At 71.7% G+C, this 17977-nt stretch carries 14 protein-coding genes and 1 tRNA gene; 7 read left to right on the top strand and 8 right to left on the bottom strand.

Features of this window, described 5'->3' with window-relative positions; genetic code table 11:
- Positions 1-336, top strand: a 336-nt coding sequence (locus AC5LSR_RS07550) for a peptide chain release factor-like protein (protein WP_493468291.1), incomplete at its 5' end; no start/stop codon positions are given.
- Between the two features lie 276 nt (positions 337-612).
- On the opposite strand, the gene AC5LSR_RS07545 is transcribed toward AC5LSR_RS07550, so the two are convergent.
- The 3 genes from AC5LSR_RS07545 to mca all read right to left on the bottom strand — a co-directional run bounded on the left by AC5LSR_RS07545 (position 613) and on the right by mca (position 2566).
- A complete protein-coding gene (locus tag AC5LSR_RS07545; RefSeq protein ID WP_250281495.1) occupies positions 613-861 on the bottom strand; it encodes a hypothetical protein in 249 nt (82 codons plus the stop codon).
- A gap of 129 nt (positions 862-990) precedes the next feature.
- Entirely contained in the window at positions 991-1446 is a 456-nt protein-coding gene (locus tag AC5LSR_RS07540; protein WP_250281497.1) for a tellurite resistance TerB family protein, read from the bottom strand.
- A 223-nt stretch (positions 1447-1669) separates the two neighbouring features.
- Positions 1670-2566 (bottom strand): mycothiol conjugate amidase Mca, encoded by an 897-nt coding sequence (gene mca / locus AC5LSR_RS07535; protein WP_250281499.1) that lies wholly within the window; start codon positions 2564-2566, stop codon positions 1670-1672.
- An 85-nt stretch (positions 2567-2651) separates the two neighbouring features.
- Here mca and AC5LSR_RS07530 point away from each other — a divergent pair, with 85 nt between their 5' ends.
- The 4 genes from AC5LSR_RS07530 to AC5LSR_RS07515 all read left to right on the top strand — a co-directional run bounded on the left by AC5LSR_RS07530 (position 2652) and on the right by AC5LSR_RS07515 (position 7508).
- Positions 2652-3047, top strand: a complete 396-nt coding sequence (locus tag AC5LSR_RS07530; protein ID WP_493464396.1) for a DUF4307 domain-containing protein — start codon at positions 2652-2654, stop codon at positions 3045-3047.
- 391 nt (positions 3048-3438) lie between these two features.
- Positions 3439-3921: a transcription elongation factor GreA gene (gene greA / locus AC5LSR_RS07525; protein ID WP_250281503.1), complete on the top strand. Its 483-nt coding sequence runs from the start codon at positions 3439-3441 to the stop codon at positions 3919-3921.
- 147 nt (positions 3922-4068) lie between these two features.
- Positions 4069-5517: a magnesium chelatase ATPase subunit I gene (locus tag AC5LSR_RS07520; RefSeq protein WP_493464406.1), complete on the top strand. Its 1449-nt coding sequence runs from the start codon at positions 4069-4071 to the stop codon at positions 5515-5517.
- Positions 5514-7508, top strand: coding sequence for a vWA domain-containing protein (locus AC5LSR_RS07515; protein ID WP_250281505.1), 1995 nt, complete (start codon positions 5514-5516; stop codon positions 7506-7508). Before AC5LSR_RS07520 ends, AC5LSR_RS07515 begins: the two co-directional genes overlap by 4 nt.
- 50 nt (positions 7509-7558) lie before the next feature.
- On the opposite strand, the gene AC5LSR_RS07510 is transcribed toward AC5LSR_RS07515, so the two are convergent.
- From AC5LSR_RS07510 to AC5LSR_RS07500, 3 genes are all read right to left on the bottom strand, one after another.
- Positions 7559-11656 carry a diguanylate cyclase domain-containing protein gene (locus tag AC5LSR_RS07510; RefSeq protein ID WP_493468290.1) on the bottom strand — a complete coding sequence of 1366 codons (4098 nt, stop codon included), beginning with the start codon at positions 11654-11656 and terminating at the stop codon, positions 7559-7561.
- 874 nt (positions 11657-12530) lie between these two features.
- Positions 12531-13457, bottom strand: coding sequence for an alpha/beta fold hydrolase (locus tag AC5LSR_RS07505; protein ID WP_250287269.1), 927 nt, complete (start codon positions 13455-13457; stop codon positions 12531-12533).
- Between the two features lie 490 nt (positions 13458-13947).
- Positions 13948-14490, bottom strand: a complete 543-nt coding sequence (locus tag AC5LSR_RS07500; RefSeq protein ID WP_493468289.1) for a hypothetical protein — start codon at positions 14488-14490, stop codon at positions 13948-13950.
- 122 nt (positions 14491-14612) lie between these two features.
- Here AC5LSR_RS07500 and AC5LSR_RS07495 point away from each other — a divergent pair, with 122 nt between their 5' ends.
- Together AC5LSR_RS07495 and AC5LSR_RS07490 are read left to right on the top strand one after the other, a co-directional pair.
- Positions 14613-14840, top strand: coding sequence for a DUF4287 domain-containing protein (locus tag AC5LSR_RS07495; protein WP_013872262.1), 228 nt, complete (start codon positions 14613-14615; stop codon positions 14838-14840).
- A gap of 171 nt (positions 14841-15011) precedes the next feature.
- Positions 15012-15422 carry a PPOX class F420-dependent oxidoreductase gene (locus AC5LSR_RS07490; RefSeq protein ID WP_250286395.1) on the top strand — a complete coding sequence of 137 codons (411 nt, stop codon included), beginning with the start codon at positions 15012-15014 and terminating at the stop codon, positions 15420-15422.
- A gap of 49 nt (positions 15423-15471) precedes the next feature.
- Here the strand turns inward: AC5LSR_RS07490 and AC5LSR_RS07485 are convergent, their stop codons facing one another.
- Together AC5LSR_RS07485 and AC5LSR_RS07480 are read right to left on the bottom strand one after the other, a co-directional pair.
- Positions 15472-16293, bottom strand: coding sequence for a Bax inhibitor-1/YccA family protein (locus AC5LSR_RS07485; RefSeq protein WP_250286394.1), 822 nt, complete (start codon positions 16291-16293; stop codon positions 15472-15474).
- Positions 16294-16737: 444 nt separating this feature from the next.
- A tRNA-Leu gene (locus tag AC5LSR_RS07480) sits at positions 16738-16812 on the bottom strand.
- Positions 16813-17977 lie beyond the last annotated feature (1165 nt).

Here is a 17977-nt window from a genome sequence, read left to right as displayed (position 1 = left end):
GGCGTGAACACTTCGGACAGCAGGGTCGAGGTGTCCTTCGACGTCCGCCGCTCGCCGTCCCTGCCCGGGCCGCTGCGCGGGCGGACGCTTGAGCGGCTGGCGGGCCGGCTGGTCGACGGCGTCCTCACCGTCACCGCCAGCGAGCACCGGTCGCAGCTGCGCAACCGGGAGGCCGCCCTGAGCAAGTTGATCGCAATCCTGCGCGGGGCGAGCAGCCCCCCACCGCCTGCGCGGCGCCCCACCAGCCCGTCGGCGCGCGCCGTCCAACGGCGCATGGCCGACAAGAAACACCGGGCCGAGCTCAAACGCCAACGCAGGCTGAGCCGGGACCCGTAGGCAGAAACCGCGGCACCAACAGCGAAAACCACCCACGAATCCGGAAGCCGTAGGTGACAGCCGCCACCACGGCAATGTTCTGCACCTAATAATGCGGCGTTCTGCACCTATGGTGCGGCGGCATTCCGTGGCGGATATCCGGTTCGTACCGGGCCCGTAACGGGTCCGGTACCCGGCTCCGGCCTGGCCGTCCACGTCACGGCTCGCCACGGCGCGGCGCACGGCGCGACCAGCGCACCGCCGGGAGCATCTCGGAGGCCGGTGCGCGGGGACCGCCTACTCCTCGCCGCGCGGGGAGTGCTGGGGCGGGATACCGGCGTCGGGGTCCTGGCTGTCGGCCGGTCGGTCGCGGTCGGCGGCGGAAGCACCGAAGCGTCCACTGGCGACGTTCCCGCGCATCCGGGCCAGGCTGCGCGGCATCATCACGAAAAGAGCGACAGCGGCGAGGCCCAGCAGCAGGACGACCAGGAACCCGCTGGTACCGACGCTGACCTCAAGCGCGAGGAACTGTCCAGCTAGAGGCACGCTTCACACCCTACGCCGAGCGCACCGCCGGACAAGCCCGGCAGGGCGTCGACAGACGCCGCCAGGGCCCCGGCCAGCAGGTACCGGACGGGGCCCTGGCGGGTGGGAGGCCGGCCGTGGAAGCCGTGGTCAGAGGTCGAACTCGTTGGGGTCCAGCCCCACCGCGTAGCAGGCGTCACGGACGATCTGCTGCTCGGACTTGTCGAAGTGGCCGTCCGCGCCCCCGATGACGATCCCGATCTGGATCACCGCGCGGGCCTCGGCGGGCTTCTTCTTCGTCCTGCCGATGTCCTGGATGACGCCGACCTTGGCGAAGTCGAAGTCGGTCTGCAGCTTGTTGCAGTAGTCGTTGAACTTCTGCTGGAGCTGCTCGGCCGGGAAGTTCTGGAGGACCTCGTTGGAGGCGATGAGCGAGGCGACCTTGCGGCGCTCCTCCGGGTCGATGGTCCCGTCGGCGGCGGCCACCAGGGCGCAGATGGCCATGCTGGCGTCCCTGAAGGCACCGCTCTTCAGGTCGTTCTTCTTGGCGTTGAGCTGTTGCTGTATCGACGCGGTGCTGGTGCGCAGACGATCCCAGATCGCCATGATGTGATCCCCTCATTGGTCTCAAGGCGTGCAAGGTGCGCAAGACGGGCGCGGATGCGGATGCGGATGCCCACGGTCACACCCCCTGTCACCAGCAACGACCGGTGGCGGCCGGCCGTGCCCCGGCTGCGGATGATTTCATCTGCCACCGGTGGGTGTGCCACCCGCGGCCGGCTGGTGATGCCGGCTGGTGACGCCGGCCGGCCGCGGGTGCTGCCGAGGATCAGCGGATGCCGTTGAACAGGTCGCTCTCGGGCAGCACACCCACCTCGATCAGGGAACGGGCGAGCTGGTAGTCCTCGGTGGGCCAGGCCGCGCGCTGGATCTCCAGCGGGACGCGGAACCAGGGCCCGTTCGGGTCGACCTGGGTCGCGTGGGCCAGCAGCGCGCGGTCACGGATCTCGAAGAAGTCGTCGCAGGGGACCCTGGCGGTGATCCGCCCGGAGTCGTCCGAGTGGTCGACCCACTTCTCCAGCATGGCGGTGTACGGGGACTCCCGCCCGCTCGCCCGCATCGCGTCGTGCAGGGCGAGCATCCGCTCCTTGTGATGGCTCTGGTGGTAGTAGAGCTTGAGGGGCTGCCACGGCGGCACGCCGATGTCCTGGCCCACCTCCTGGTACCGCGTGTGGTCACCCGCCGCCTCGAACGCCTCGATAGTGATCCTGTGGTTCATGACGTGGTCCGGGTGCGGATAACCGCCGTTCTCGTCATAAGTGACCACGACCTGCGGCTGGAACTCCCGTATCAGCCTGACCAGCGGCCTGGCCGCCTCGGCGACGGGCATCCGGGCGAAACAGCCCTCCGGCAGGGGTGGCAGCGGGTCGCCCTCGGGCAGCCCGGAATCGAGAAAACCCAGCCAGACCTGTCGGACGCCGAGGATCCGCCGAGCCTGCTCCATCTCGGCCCGGCGTAGCTCGGCGAGACGTCCGTGGACGTCCGGACGATCCAGAGCGGGGTTGAGAACGGTCCCGGCTTCGCCACCGGTGCAGGTCACCACGAGGACGTCGACGCCCTCGTGGACATAGCGGGCCATGGTGGCGGCGCCCTTGCTGGACTCGTCGTCGGGGTGGGCGTGGACAGCCATGAGCCGCAGGCCGCCCTCGTTGATCGCCTTGGACATGCGACCATTGTTCCCGATGCCCTCCGCAGCCGGTTCCTCTACGCCATCACCCGGTTCCCCTACGGGAAAGCCGGGCGTGTTCGCCGTGGCGCGACGTCTGCTGGACATCCCATGGCTCGGTGGCATCCGGGTCGCCCCCTGGTTCCTGCTGGTGGGGCTCGTCATCATCGTGGCCGCCGCACTCGGCGCCGCGTGGATGCAGAGCCATCCGCAGCGGCTGAACTACGGGACCCGTGCCTATCGGATCACTCCGGCGCAGGCCGAGCTGACATTCGATGTGGAAAAGTCACCCAACGCCGTGGCAGAATGCACTGTCCGCGCACGTGCTCGGGACAACGAGGTCGTCGGCCGGCGTACCGACATCGTCGTCGGTCCGGCTCCGGACGGCCGACGGGTCACGACCACAACGGTCGTGCTCGCCACGTCCCGGGAAGCGAACGTGGTCGAGGTCGAGGACTGTCAGATCGCCCGCGCGGGCTGACAGCCGCGCGGGCTACCGGCGCGCGGCGCGCGGCCGGTGGTGCGGCCGGCGGCGCGGCCGATTCCCGGCCCACCTCGCACGGCAAGCAGCGGCGCTTGCTCATGGCCGTACCACACCGATCCCAACTGTTAGGCTGGGCGTTTGCCCCTGTCCCATCGCTTCGTAATCCGCCTCCGACCAACCGTGCATCCCGCGGTTTCCCAGCACCCGACCCACTGTCCCTGTCCAGGGCCCGCACGGGCCCGACGAGGCCGGACTGCGATACGGCCGACCCGCGCCGCGGGCCGGTCGCAGGTGTCGTACGGCCGTCGACGTACGAGCACCCGGAGGATGAACGATCATGGTTCTTCCCGTGTCTCCGGGCCTCTTGAGGAATCTAGGAGCGTGACGCGTGTCGCAGCAGACGTGGCTGACCCAGGAGGCGTATGACCGGCTCCGCGAGGAGCTCGACCACCTCACCGGGACCGGTCGTGTCGAGATCGCCAACAAGATCGAAGCTGCCCGCGAGGAGGGCGACCTCAAGGAGAACGGCGGCTACCACGCGGCCAAGGAGGAACAGGGCAAGCTGGAGTCGCGCATCCGGCAGCTCACCGACCTGCTGCGCGACGCCAGGGTCGGGCAGGCCCCGCAGTTCAACGGCGCGGCCGGCCCGGGCACCGTGGTCGAGGTGCGCTTCCCGGGGGACGACGAGACGGAGCGGTTCCTGATCGGTTCCCGGGAGGATCACAGCACCTCGCTGGAGGTGTACTCGGCCCAGTCACCGTTGGGTGGGGCCGTCAGCGGCCACCGGGCGGGCGACACCGTCACCTACACCCTGCCCAACGGGCGCTCGGCCACCGTCAAGATCGTATCGGTGGAGCCGTACTCCAACTGACCGGCCCCGGTCGGCCGGCGGGAACCGGCCGGTTGACATTCCACGTCCGGTGTGCCTCCCGATAGACACCCGGTATGCCGGACGTGGACACAATGCGACTTCCCTGCGCGACGGAGCGCGGGGACGTACCGTCGACTGGTGCTCGATCTGCCAGGGTTCCCGGCACCGTCCCCCGGACCGACATCACCGTCCCCCGGACCGGGGGTACTGGGTCTCCTGCGCGACTCAGGGCACCGGCACCGGTCCGTACGCACGGAGCTGCGCGAGAACACCCTTGCCCGGATGGCCGGCGGCGAGATCCGGTTCCCCGGCATCATCGGTTTCGACGACACCGTACTCCCCCAGGTGGAACGGGCCCTGCTGGCCGGGCACGACATCGTCTTCCTCGGCGAGCGGGGGCAGGGCAAGACCCGCCTGATCCGCACCCTGGTCGGCCTGCTGGACGAGTGGACGCCGGTGGTCGCCGGCTGCGAGATCAACGACCATCCCTACGCGCCGGTGTGCGCCCGGTGCCGGCTGCTGCTCGCCGAGCTCGGCGACGACACGCCGGTCGCCTGGAAGCACCGCTCGGAACGGTTCGGCGAGAAGCTCGCCACGCCGGACACCAGCGTCGGCGACCTGATCGGCGACGTCGACCCGGTGAAGGTCGCCCAGGGCCGCACCCTCGGCGACCCGGAGACCGTCCACTACGGCCTGATCCCGCGCACCAACCGGGGCATCTTCAGCGTCAACGAGCTGCCCGACCTCGCCGAGCGCATCCAGGTCTCCCTGCTCAACGTGCTCGAGGAGCGTGACATCCAGGTCCGTGGCTACATCCTGCGGCTGCCGCTGGACCTGTTCCTGATCGCGTCGGCGAACCCCGAGGACTACACCAACCGCGGCCGGATCATCACGCCGCTCAAGGACCGTTTCGGCGCCGAGGTGCGCACCCACTACCCGCTGCGGCTCGACGACGAGCTGGCCCTGATCCGGCAGGAGGCGGTGCTGGACTGGAAGGGGTCGCCGCTGGGCGCCCCCGCCGTCCCCGAGCACCTGCTGGAGGTGGTGGCCCGCTTCACCCGGCTGGTCCGTGACGCGCCCCAGGTCGACCGGCGCTCCGGTGTGTCGGCCCGGCTGTCGGTGGCCGCGGCGGAGACCGTGGCCGCCTCGGCCGTCCGCCGCGCGGCGCTGACCGGCGAGGACGTCCCCACCGCCCGGGTCGTCGACCTCGCCGCGATCATACCGGCGGTCCGCGGGAAGATCGAGTTCGACCAGCTCGAGGAGGGCCGGGAGGACGAGATCCTCGCGCACCTGCTGCGCCGGGCCATCGCCGAGACCTTCCGCGCCCGGCTCGCCGGCACCGACCTGACCGGCCTGCAACGGCGGTTCGAGACCGAGGGGCCGGTCGAGACCGGCGACCTCGTCCCCGCCGCGGAGCTGCTGCGGCGGGTCGGCCCGGTCCCGGGGCTCGCCGCGATCCTGGCGAAACTGGACGTCGACGGCGCCGAGGCGCCAGGGCTCGCCGCGGCCGGGCTGGAACTGGCCATGGAGGGCCTGCACCTCAACCGGCGGCTGGCCAAGGAGGAGCTGCCGGGCCGCACGGTGTACGGCACATGAGCGCCCCGGCCGGGTCGGGAAGCTTCCGCTACGGCCCGTGGGACGGCGGCCCCGACCCGCTCGCCTCCCCGTTCGACGCCGCCGGCGCGCTCGACGAGATGTCCACGCACATCCTGGACGGCCGGACCCCGCGCGAGGCGCTGGACGCGCTGCTGCGGCGCGGGACCAGCCAGCGCCGCGGGCTTGAGGACCTGCGCCGGCAGGTGGAACGCCGCCGGCGCGAGGCCCGGGCGCGCGGCCGCCTCGACGGCACCCTGGAAGAGGTCCGGGAGCTCCTCGACACCGCCGTCGGCCAGGAGCGCGCGGCGCTGTTCCCCGACCCGTCCGACGACGCCCGGCTGCGCGAGGCCGAGCTCGACGCGCTGCCGGCCGACCCGGCCCGGGCCGTGAACACGCTGGCCGACTACGAGTGGCGTTCGCCGCAGGCCCGCGAGACCTTCGAGAAGATCTCCGACCTGCTCCGCCGGGAGGTGCTCGACGCCCAGTTCCGCGGCATGAAACAGGCGTTGGAGAACGCCACGCCGCAGGACATCGCCCGGGTCACCGAAATGCTCGCCGCGCTCAACGGCATGCTGGAGGCCGACGCCCGCGGTGAGCACACCGACGCCGCTTTCGAGCGGTTCATGCGCTCGTTCGGCGACTTCTTCCCGGAGAACCCGCAGACGCTGGACGAGCTGGTGGACTCGTTGGCGCGCCGCGCCGCCGCCGCTGCCCAGCTGCTGGCGGGCCTGTCCCCCCAGCAGCGCCAGGAGCTGGCCGATCTGATGGCGTCGGCGCTGGCGGACCTGGGCATGGCGGCCGAGCTCTCCCGGCTGCAGCAGGCGCTGCGCGCCGCCCGGCCGGACCTCGGCTGGGGCCGGCGCGGCCGTTTCCGCGACGCGATGACCGGTGACACGCCGCTCGGGCTGGGTGACGCCACTTCCGTCCTGGAGGAGCTGGCCGAGCTCGACGAGCTCGCCGCCGCGCTGTCCCAGGACTACCCCGGGGCGTCCCTCGAGGACGTCGACCCGGACGCGGTAGCCCGGGCACTGGGCCGGGACGCCGTCGACGACCTGCGCACCCTCCAGCAGATCGAGAAGGAGCTGGAGCGCCAGGGCTTCCTGACCCGCAACGCCGGCAAGCTGGAGCTGACCCCGCGGGCGGTCCGCCGCATCGGCCAGAGCGCGCTGTCGCGTATCTTCCAGCGGATGGACACCCGCGGCCGCGGCGATCACGACTCCCGGGACGCCGGTGCCGCCGGAGAGCCCACCGGGACGTCCCGGCCCTGGCACTTCGGTGACACACAATCGATCGATGTGGTACGCACCGTGCGCAACGCGGTGCTGCGGGCCGGCCCCGCCAGCCCGGAGGGGACGATCGAGCTGGACGTCCGCGACTTCGAGGTGACCGAGACCGAACGCCGCTCCTCCGCGGCCGTCTGCCTGCTGGTGGACCTGTCCTACTCGATGGCGCTGCGGGGCACCTGGGGGGTGGCGAAGTCGACGGCGCTGGCGCTGCACACCCTGATCGACACGAAGTTCCCGCAGGACACGATCCATCTGGTCGGGTTCTCCGACTATGCCCGGCTGCTGCGCCCGGTGGAGCTCGCGGGCCTGGACTCCGAGGTCGTCCAGGGCACGAACCTCCAGCACGCCCTGATGCTCGCGGGCCGGCTGCTGTCGCGGCACCCGGATTCCGAACCGGTCGTACTGGTGATCACCGATGGTGAGCCGACCGCGCACCTGATGCGCAACGGCACCCCGTCCTTCTCCTGGCCACCGGTCCCGGAGACCCTGGAGCTGACCCTGGCCGAGGTGGACCGGCTCACCCGCCGCGGGGCGACGATCAACGTCTTCATGCTCGACGACGAGCCACGGCTGGTCCAGTTCGTCGACGAGGTCGTCCGCCGCAACGGCGGCCGGATGCTCTCCCCGGATCCGGGGGCGCTCGGCCGCTACGTCGTACGCGACTACCTGCGGGCCCGCGGCGGACGACGCCGAGCCGCCAGCTAGGAACCGCCCACAGCCATCATGAGACCGCTTGGGGCTGGTCAGTCAGGGGCTCAGGGCTGGCCGGCTGACGGCACACAGGCTTCCTGGCGGGCTTCCTGGCGGGCTTCCAGGCGTGCCTCCTGGAGGACTTCCGGACGGGCTTCCGGACGCTCCCGGCCGGCCTCCTTCGCCCGGTACATCGCGAGATCGGCGCTGCGGACGACCGCGCCGGGCGGCGCGTCCTGCGACTCCGAAAGGGCGACACCGATCGTCGCGTCGATAGCAATGGAACGCCCACCGACCGTAATCGGCCGTCGGATCGCCACCAGCAGCTGGTCGGCGAGATCGCGTGCCCGGGCGCTGTCGGCGTCACCCAGGATGACGGCGAACTCGTCCCCGCCGAGACGGCAGACGGCGTCCCGCTCGGTGCCGGCGTCCCGCAGGCGGGCACCGATGATCCTCAGCACCTCGTCACCGGCGTTGTGGCCGTAGGTGTCGTTGACCGACTTGAACCGGTCGAGATCGATGAACAGGACCGCGAACGCCGATGCCGGACGCTGAGCGGCGATCTCGTCGAGCCGGCGGGCGAACACCGACCGGTTCGGCAGGCCGGTGAGGGCGTCATGGGACGCCTGGTAGCGCAGCTCGTCCTGGAGGACCCGGCGTTCGCCGATCTCATGGCAGGTCAGCAGGATGCCGGTGCCCTCCGAGCGGTCCCGCAGGTCGATCGCCTCGATGTCGAACCAGCGGTGGCCGCCGCCCGCGGCCGACAGCCGGACGTCGCGTGCCACGGCGGCCCCCGCCGCCGCTGCCGCTGCCGCCGAGGCCGCGGCTGCCGCGGCCTCGGCACCGGGCCCACTGCTGTCGACACCGGAGCCACTGCTACCGGTAGCAGGCCCACTGCTGCTGGTAGCGGGCCCACTGCTGCTGGTAGCGGGACCACTGCCGCCGGTAACGGGACCACTGCCGCCAGTAGCGAGCCCGGTGGCCTGGCGCAGCAGCTCCGCCAGCGCGCCCGCGTCGTCCGGGTGGGCGACGTCGGGCAGGTGCCGGCCGAGGTAGGAGCCGGCCGTGACCCCGAGCAGGAGCGCGGCGGCGGAACTGACAAAGATGATCTTCCCGTCCGCCCTGGTCGCGATCACGATGTCGTGGGCGTTGTGCAGCAGGGCCTGCAGCCGTCGCTGCTCGTCGCGGATCGCCGCTTCACGCCGGCCGTTGAGGACGGTCAGCCCGACGAGGGCGGCGGCGACAACGGCCAGCAGGCTGCCGTCCCGGACGAGCCGGCCGGAGCGGATGTCCCCGTAGAAGGCCTGGACCGGCTGCTGGAACACCACGTAGCCGCCGTCGGGCAGGTTCGCCAGCGGCGAGGCGATGGTGACCTGGCCGCCGGCGACGACGTCGTCGATCTGCCGGGCCTCGCCCACCCGCAGGGCCGCCAGGCTGGCCGCGGCCACCAGCCGCTGGCCGATCAGGCCGGGATTCCAGGAGAACATGACCGTGCCGGCCGCATCCACCACGGACAGCCCGCCCACGACGAACCCGAGCGTGCCGCTGCTCGCGAGGTTGGCCTGGTTGGGCGAGTCCCGCAGCGACTCCCCGATGACGACGACCGCCGCCGGCCGGCCCTCGCGCAGGACCGGGACCGTCACGTAGTCCCGCCAGAGCCCGTCGACGTTCATCACGGGCGAGTTGCCGGCCCGGCCGGCCCGGGCGGCCCGCCACGCCGGGTCGTCCGGGCCGATCGGCAGGGTGAGCGACGGCGGTTCGGCGGCCAGCAGGTGGCCGTCCAGGCCGGCCAACGCCCAGACGTAGTTCCGGCCGCCGACCCCTGATCCGGCGAACGAGCGCAGCACGGCGGCGTCGGCGTCCCGGTCGCTGAGCGACCAGGACGCCGACGACACAGCCGTGATCAGACGCTGGCTGTCGACGCTGTGCATGGACGCGTCCGCCACGATGGCGGTGAACGCCACGTGCTCGGCCAGGCGCTGCCGTTCGGCGCTGTGCCGGGTCTGCGTCTGCAGACACAGGCTGGCCACGGCCATGGCGAGCAGGGCCCCGCCCGCCACCAGCGGTGGCCCCAGCCGGCCGAACCAGCCGCGGGGGGGACAGCCGTAGGCGAGGGGCCCGGGCGTGGCCGGCAGGGGGAGACGGCGCCGGGCCGGCTGCCGCTCGGGCCGCCGCCGCTCGGGCAGCCGCAGCTCGGGCCGCCGCGGCTCGGGCAGCGACAGTGGTGTGGGCGGGGGCAGCGGCGGGAGGAGCACGTCATCGGTCCCGGTCCCGGTGCCCGTCCCGGTCCCGGTGCCGGTGCCGGGCGCGGCGGGCCGCGGGCCCGGCGGCACGTTGGGCGGTTCCGCGGACGCCATGGCGAAACGGCCTTTCCCCGCCCGTTTGGCCTCGTACATGGCGTTGTCCGCGGCGCACAGGAAATGTTCGGGCCGCGCGACGGCGAGCGTCGAGGGCGCGATACCGATGCTGGCGTCTACCTGGACCGCCGAGGCACCCACCATGACCGGGATACGCACCAGCTCGATGATCCGACCGGCGGCCGCGGCGGCGGACACCTCGTTCGCGCCGCGCAGCAGGACCCCGAACTCGTCACCGCCGAGCCGGACCGCCAGGTCACCGTCCCGCAGGGTCTGGACGAGCCGCTCCGCGACGGCCCGCAGGACGACGTCCCCGGCGTCGTGGCCGTAACCGTCGTTGACGGGCTTGAAATGGTCGAGATCGACGAACAGCACCACGAACGGCGCGCCGCCGGCGCGGAAGGCACGGCCCGCCTTCTCCAGCTCGCTCATGAAGACCGCCCGGTTGGGCAGACCGGTGAGCAGGTCGTGGGACGCCTGGTAGCTCAGCCTGTCCTGCAGGTCCTTGCGCTCCCCGACCTCGTGGCAGGTCACCAGCACACCGGCGAGCTCGGGATGGCTGGTGAGGTCGCTGGCCTCCAGGTCGAACCAGCGCGGCTGGCCGGCGGCGGTGGTCAGCCGCACGTCGAAGACGGTGCCCCCGGCCGGGTCGGCCAGCAGCCGCCGGATCCGGGCCACGTCGGCGGGGTCGGCGAAGTCGGTCAGCACCCGGCCGAGCCAGGACGCCGCGTCGTAGCCGAGCAGGTCACGCACGGCGGGGCTGACAAAGGTCATCCCGTGGTCGTCCCCGACGACCACGATGATGTCCCGGACCCCTCCGAGCATGGTGTGCAGCCGCGCCCGGGCCCGCCGGGCGGCCCGTTCGCGGCGCAGCCCGAACACGACCAGCCCGCCGACGCAGACCGCCAGGACGGCCAGCAGCGTCAGGTCCCCGTGGCGCCCCGCGGTCCGCAGGTCCGCGAACAGCCGCGCGGTGGGCTGCTGGAAGAGCGTGACGTATCCGGTCGTGGCCTGCTTCTCGGCGACGTTGACCACCTGCTCCCCGGCGCCGCCCGACAGCCACGTCCGGACCGTGCCCGGGACCAGGCCGTCCAGCTCGCGCGGTTCGACCAGCCGCCGGCCCCGCAGATCCCGCTTCCAGCAGGCAGCCGCGACACCGCTCGCGTCGACGTCGCACAGGCTGCCCGACACGCTGTCGAGAGCGGCGAACTTCTCGCTGCTCTCCCGGGCCGCCCCCTCGTCGACGACGCGCACCAGCACCGCCCACGGGCGCGGCGCGCCCACCGGCACGACCGTGGCCCGCACCGGCATGCCGTCGAGGAGGAACACCGGCGACATGGCCGGCTGCCCGGCCAGCGCCGCCGTCCAGGCGGCGCCGAGATCGGTGGCCGTCACCCGCGGCCCGTCCGGGACGGCGGCCAGCGGGGTGCCGTCGACGCTGACGAGGGCGGCCAGCAGGCTGGTGTCACCGACCGGCCTCATCGCCAGCTGCGCCAGCATCCGGCGGTTGTGGGCCGGCTGGTCGGGCGCGAAGGAGAAGCTGGCGACCAGCGCGCCCATCCGCCGTGGGTCGGACGTCCGGGAGGCGTTCTCCGCGACCCGTTCGACGAGCCGGGTGCGGTCGGACAGCCGCTGTCGTTCGCCTTCGCGCAGACCCGCATGCCGGACCACCAGCGCCAGCGCCCCGAGCGCGATCACCACCGCCAGCCCGACGAGCAGCGGGGCGGACCGCCGTAGCCGCCCGCCATCTGCGTCACCGGCGAGGGCGGACGATCGTTCGACGAACGCCGGACACTCGCCCGGCACCGAAACTGTGCGAATGGCCTTTATCCCTCATCGTAATCGGTTGCCGTCACGGAAGAAGTATGCAAACAAGGCCGGAAGACCCGTCGTACGGCGGGTCGGTACCGGTACTCACGGCCCCTCGGGCCCGGCGCGCGAAAATCATGATCACGCAACCTCTGGTTCCGTCACCAGCAGGCCTCCGTCCGCGCGAAAAACATGATCGCGCGCGGCCTTTGGACGACTGGGAGAGCATCGTTCCAGCTCTTGTCACATCTCGGACAGTCACCCCCTGGCGCCACACCTACGGACAGATGTAACAAAAATGATAGTTGTGGACACTCGGTAGTAAGAACGCCCATGAGTGGGACGTCCGGTCCACGGGTGACGGCCGGCCAGCCGGCCGGAACGGGCAGGTGGCGGAGCATGTTTCCGGCACGCTCGAGGTCCCTCCACCGTGGGCAGTCCCATCACCGACAGCCACACGTGTTTCCCGCGCGCTCGAGGTCCCTCCCGAATCCTCTGGCCGGCTCTCCGGAGCCGGGACCACTGGGCCGGCCAGGAGGCCCGGCGGCCGGCCCCGACAGCCGCGACGGGCTGGCGGATCCGACGACCGGCAGCCCGGCAGCCCGGCAGCATCCCAGGTGAGGATCGACAGCCCGACAGGGCCGGGCGGCCCGGCGGGTCCGCCGGAGCCTCGGCCGCGAGGCCGTCGGATCCGTTCCAGCGGGCCGGCCCCGCCGGAACGGCCGGCCTGGCCGGCCCGGCCGGCACCCGGCCGCGCCGGCGGATGAGCGTACCGGCACCGGCCTCGCCGGGGAGCCGCCGGCCGCCGAACCAGCGGCATCGTCCACGCGTGAGGAGCACGACGACGATGCCCGACGACTACAACTAATGACTAAGAGTAACCGGAACATGAGACGGAAACGCTCGCCCGGCGTGCCGCGGCAGCCACTTCGCCCCGGTGGGCCACGTCGTCGAGCTTGTCCAGCAGGCGGTCCCAGACCTGGCGCGGGATGTCGTGCCCCATGCCGTCGACCTCCAGCAGCTCCGCGGACGGGATGGCGGCGGCGGTCAGGCGCCCGCTGGCCACCGGGATCAGCGGGTCGTTCGTCCCGTGCACGATCAGCGTGGGGATCTCCAGCCGGACGAGGCCGGGCGTCAGGTCCCCCGCGGCCAGGACCGCGGTCAGGTGCCGCGCGGTCCCGTGCGGGTCGTACCGACGCTCCCAGGCCAGCCCGGCCCGCCGCCGTATCCACTCGCGGTCGGGGGAGAACTCGGCCGATCCGATGATGTTGTGAGCACGCTCGGCCCCGTCCACGTACGCTTCCCGGCTCGCCACCATCGGGCTGAGCACGACAGCGGCGGCGTCCCGGGCGGCACGCCCGGCACCGCGGCTGCCGATACCGGCCGAGACCGAGGTGAGGCTGCGTACCCGCGCCGGGAAGGACAGCGCCACGATCTGGGCGATCATGCCGCCCATGGAGCTCCCGAAGATGTGCGCGGACCGCCAGCCGAGGGCGTCCAGCAGGCCGGCCGCGTCGGCCGCCATGTCGTCGAGGGTGTAGGGGGCGGCATCGGCGTTCCCGGACATCGCGGCCACGAGATCCGGCTGCCCCAACTGGTCGAAATGGGTGGAAAGACCGACATCACGGTTGTCGTACACAAGAACCTGAAAACCGCGGCGCACCATCGCCCGAATAAGATCAGGATGCCAGCCGACGAGCTGTTGGCCCAGCTCACCGATCAGGACGAGCGGCAAGCCACCGGAGTCGCCATGCAGCTCGTATGCGATTTCGATGCCATTGGCCTGAACCGTACCCATAGACGGAAGGTAGCGAGCGTTAGCCGCTGGCGCTCGTAATCCGTGAACTCCACCCACAGGTCACCTATTCGGGTGACGCTGAACACGTTTCGGAGCGCGGCGGGGCCTCGGCCGGCCAGCGGACCGGCCAGCCTGCTGGCCAGCAGGCTGGCCAGCAGAGCGGCCGTCGCCCCGGCAGCGTAGCCAGCAGCGGCCCGCACCCAGGGCGCGGCACCCACCACCCACCCGGCGAGGCCCGTATCGCGGCGCCGCCGGCGTCCCACCAGGAACCCGTCATACAAGGGAACTTCCGGAACAAAGGGAGCAAAAGCGCGGAAAACCGCCGGGGCGCCGGCGCGAAGGGACGCCAGAATGGCGGCGCGTCGGGGTGGGCATCGTCGGCACCGACCAGCACGTGTCATCGCGGGAATCCACTTTCCGACGCGGTGTCATGAAGTGCGAAAATCCGCGGGACGGCGGCCGCCCGGGAGGAGCCGGCCGCCGGTACCGGTTACCTGCGGAAGCCTCCGGCACGCCGGCGCCGCGACGTCTCCAGATCGACGCGAGCCGCGTGGACGGCCAGCCGGGCTCGTTCCACAAGAACATCCCGATGGGACGAACCGGGTGCGGGTGCGGGTGCGGCGTCGGCGGCGCCCGCGGCCAGCGCCTCGATCAGGTCCGCTGCCAGTACGGCGATCTGGTCGGCAAGAGCATGGTCGGCCAGGCGTGGTGGGGCGACCCCCCGGGGAAGCCCGGATCCCGCCTCACGACCCAGGTCAGCGAGTTCGACGGCCAGCGCACGCACCCGGTCGGCGCGGGTGCCGGCGCCGCGCCCGGCTGCCGCTCCCGCCCCGCCGGCGCCCGCCCCGGAGCCGGGCCTGGGCACGGGCCCGGGTGGGCCGGCGTCCGGCTGGCAGGGAGCGCATGGCTCCCGCCAGGAGATCGGCGTCCATCCGTGGACGTGGTCGCGCAACCGCCGTATCTCGCTGATCAGTGCCGCCAGCGGCGCGTCCAGGAGCGCCACGCCCGAAGTGATCAGATCCCGCATCGCCACAGGATCCGCTTCGGCCATCCATAAAGGCTACCCCATGACAGCCGTGGCGGGTCTTGCCGTTGTCCGACTGGTGGTGCACTCTCCTTCCATGACTGGTTGACCAGTGAGTACTGGAGGCGCCAATGTCGCAACAACGCTCCGAAGAGACCCACCACAGCCTTATCGAACGAATTCCCAGAATCACCGGACACGACGTCGGCCACTGGCTGGGATGTCTGGATCGCGGGCCTGGTCTCCTGCGCTTCTCCGAGCGCGTGAACTGGCTACGGGACGAGCACGGGCTCCCGCACTGCTATGCGGCGGCTGTGGTCCACGAAGCGGATCTGCGCAGGCGCGCCATCCGGACCTGACCCGATATACCCCTCTTCACCCGATAAACCTTCTTCGCCCGACCGGCCCGGTACGGCCCATGTGCGTCGCAGCCCCACGAAGCTCCGGGCCCTGGTCGCCCTCCCCCCTCGGCGACGAGTGCAGGAGCACTCGGCACGGTGCCACCGGGCCGGCCGGGCGAGAATCAGCCCATGGACATCGAAGCGGCCCGGGACTACGTCCGGGACAACCATCGGGCCGTCCTCGCCACCTTCCGGCGGGACGGGACTCCGCAGCTGTCACCGGTCACCGTCGGCGTCGACACCGACGGCAGACTCGTCATCAGCAGCAGGGAGACCGCCTACAAGGTCCGCAATCTCCATCGCGACCCGCGGGCCGGGCTGTGCGTCTTCCCCGACGCCTTCTTCGGGCCGTGGATCCAGGTGCGGGGCCGCGCACGGATCATCTCGCTCCCGGATGCCATGGAGCCTCTCGTCGACTACTACCGCACGCTGTCAGGCGAGCACCCGGACTGGGAGGACTATCGCGCCGCCATGGTCCGCGACCAGCGCTGCCTGATCAGCATCGAGATCGAGCACGCCGGCCCCGACCGCTCCGGGTGAGCGGCGGGGCGGCACCCGCCCACGACGACAGACCCAGCGGTCCAGCCGGTCAGCCGCGCAGCTTCGACAGCAGCCTGAGCATCTCCAGGTACACCCAGACAAATCCGACGAGCAGCCCGAATCCGGCTCGCCAGGCCTCCGCACGGGGAGCGCCAGCGGCGATCGCACGCTCGATGTAGTCGAAGTCGAGGATGAACTGCAGGCTCGCGACCACGAGCACAGCAAGGCTGAACAGGATGCCGAGCGGGGACGCGTCATTGATGATCGGCAGATGGCTGCCCGACACCGCTCTGACCACCAGGTCGGTCAGGCCAAGCATGACCACGCCGAGCAACGACCCGTAGACGACCCGGGCCATCCGCTCGGTCGCGCGCAGCCGGCGGCTGCGATAGGCCACCAGCATTGCCACGAAGACCACCGCGGTCCCGAGCAGCGCCTGCAGCACGATCCCGTGGAAGGCGTCCTCGTAGAACCGGGAGACCGCGCCCACGAACAGGCCCTCGAGCGCGGCGAAGAGCACGATCAGCGCGGGCCGCAGCCGCCGGCTGAAAGAGATCACCAGGGACAGTGCGAGCGCGGCGAACATCGCGGTGAAGCCGACCGCGGGGGTGGTCGGGGCGATCGCCCAGCCGACCGCCCCGGTGACGGCCATCACCGCGAACAGGCCCAGGGTGTGGACGACGACGTCGTCGACGGTCAGCCCGCTGGGCGCCCGGTACAGCCCGGCGAGCTGCTCCGGTGTCGGGGTGGGCGGGACTCCCCCGCCCGGCGGCGCGTACCCACCGGGGCCGTACCCGGAGGAGGACGGCGCCGACCAGCCGGCGAAGCCACGCCGGCTGAACACCGGATTCGACGAGCGCATCTCGGCCATCAGGACACGACTCCTTCCGCCGCCCGCGTCCAACCGGGCGTATAGATCGCAACTGCCGCCGGGCTCGGCCGACCGCGCCGCCCACCGCGTGGATCAACATCTGGATCCACAAAGTGGATCAGCGGGGACGCGGGCGATCGGCACGCTCGATCGACGAACCTGTCGGAATACAGAGTAGAACGCCGCGGACGGAGGCTGTACCCATAGTCCCGTGAACGACCACCGGACGGCGCCGGATGGCGCCGGAGCGGCCCGCAAGATCGCTCGAAGCCTTCGCCGACATGATCGCGAAACTCGTGGCGACAACCGCCGGCACCGGACGGCGACCAGCATGAGGAAGGGTCACGTGTCAATGACGATGAGACATTCGGGCGAATAGCCCGCTGGCATGACCGAGCGCCGGCCGGAATGATCCGGCCGGCGGCCACGGAACAGATCTGAATGTGCCGGTGGTCGGAGTCGAACCGACACTCGAGCTGTTTTTAGGACAGCCTCCTCTGCCTGTTGGGATACACCGGCTCGGCTACATCGGAGATGTTTCTACCACGCTACGTAGGATTTGTGAAAGAGACAACATGAAGAAAGTATGGGAAGTAACCAGAACCTCCTGATCCGTAACCTGTCGTGACGCTCGCACCCAACTCGCCTACCGAAGGTGCGCGATCAATCACAGTATGACCGACTGGCAATACGGCCAGCGTGGCAGCGGAGCTACGCGGAGGGGAGCGGGGCCGTCCCGGCCCACGGCGAGGCACCCCGGGCCGGACGCTGGGCCAGGGAGCACGGCGGGCAAGGGAACCCGACGGGCAAGGGAACGACGCTGGGCAAGGGAACCCGGCTCGCGCCCGGCCACGGGCGGGCCGGCTCCCGCCGGGTGCCGGGCCGGCGAACTGGTGGCCGGCTGACCGTGGGCGCGCTCAGCCGGCGTCCCACCAGGCGGGCCCGCCCACGGCCGGCCGGGTGAGGTGGCACCAGCCGGCGGCTGCGGCGGGCGCGCTTTCCCGTCTCCCTGCCGGTCAGCTCTCGCCGAGGCCAGCCGGACAGCGACGCTCCTGGCCGCCGGCCGGGCAGCGCGCCGCCCATGCCTCCCGCGCCCGCGTCTCCCCGGTGGGCGGTGGCCGCCGCGGCCACCGGCCCCGCGGGACACCTCCGCCGGCCCACGACCTCCACGGCACCGGGCTCTGCGCACGCAGGACCAGGCCCGGCGGGACACCTCCGCCAGCCCACGACCGCACCGAGCGGATCTCCCGTGGCCGCCGGCGCCGCGCAGGACAGCCGCTCACGAAAATGCCCGCCATAGTCACCTACGGCGGGCATTCGATGTTAAAGCGTCATAAATAAGGCGACCGCGGACCGGATGATTCACCCTGCCCCCGAACGGGAACAGCCGCGGCCCGAATGCGCGATCAGCCGATGATGTCCGGACGGGCGGATCGCGCGGCGGCTGGCGGTCACCGGAAGCGGGCGACAATATCCATATCCGCCATGTCCGTCATATCCGCTGGAGTGCGCGACGGGCGTGGACACCGTGGACGTCGACACCGTGGACGTCGACACCATGAGCCGCGGCAACCGAGCGCCGTGGCCGGCACCCGCCCCGTCACGGCCGACGGTCCGGCCGCCCCGAACGGGAGCCATCGCCGCCGGGGCGGGGAGCCATACCGTCGCGGCGGCTGCGACCGTC

It is taken from the genome of Protofrankia sp. CiP1_Cm_nod4 (assembly GCF_982290645.1).
The sequence above is the reverse complement of the archived record's forward strand: the minus strand, read 5'-3'. Positions and strand labels throughout refer to the sequence as shown.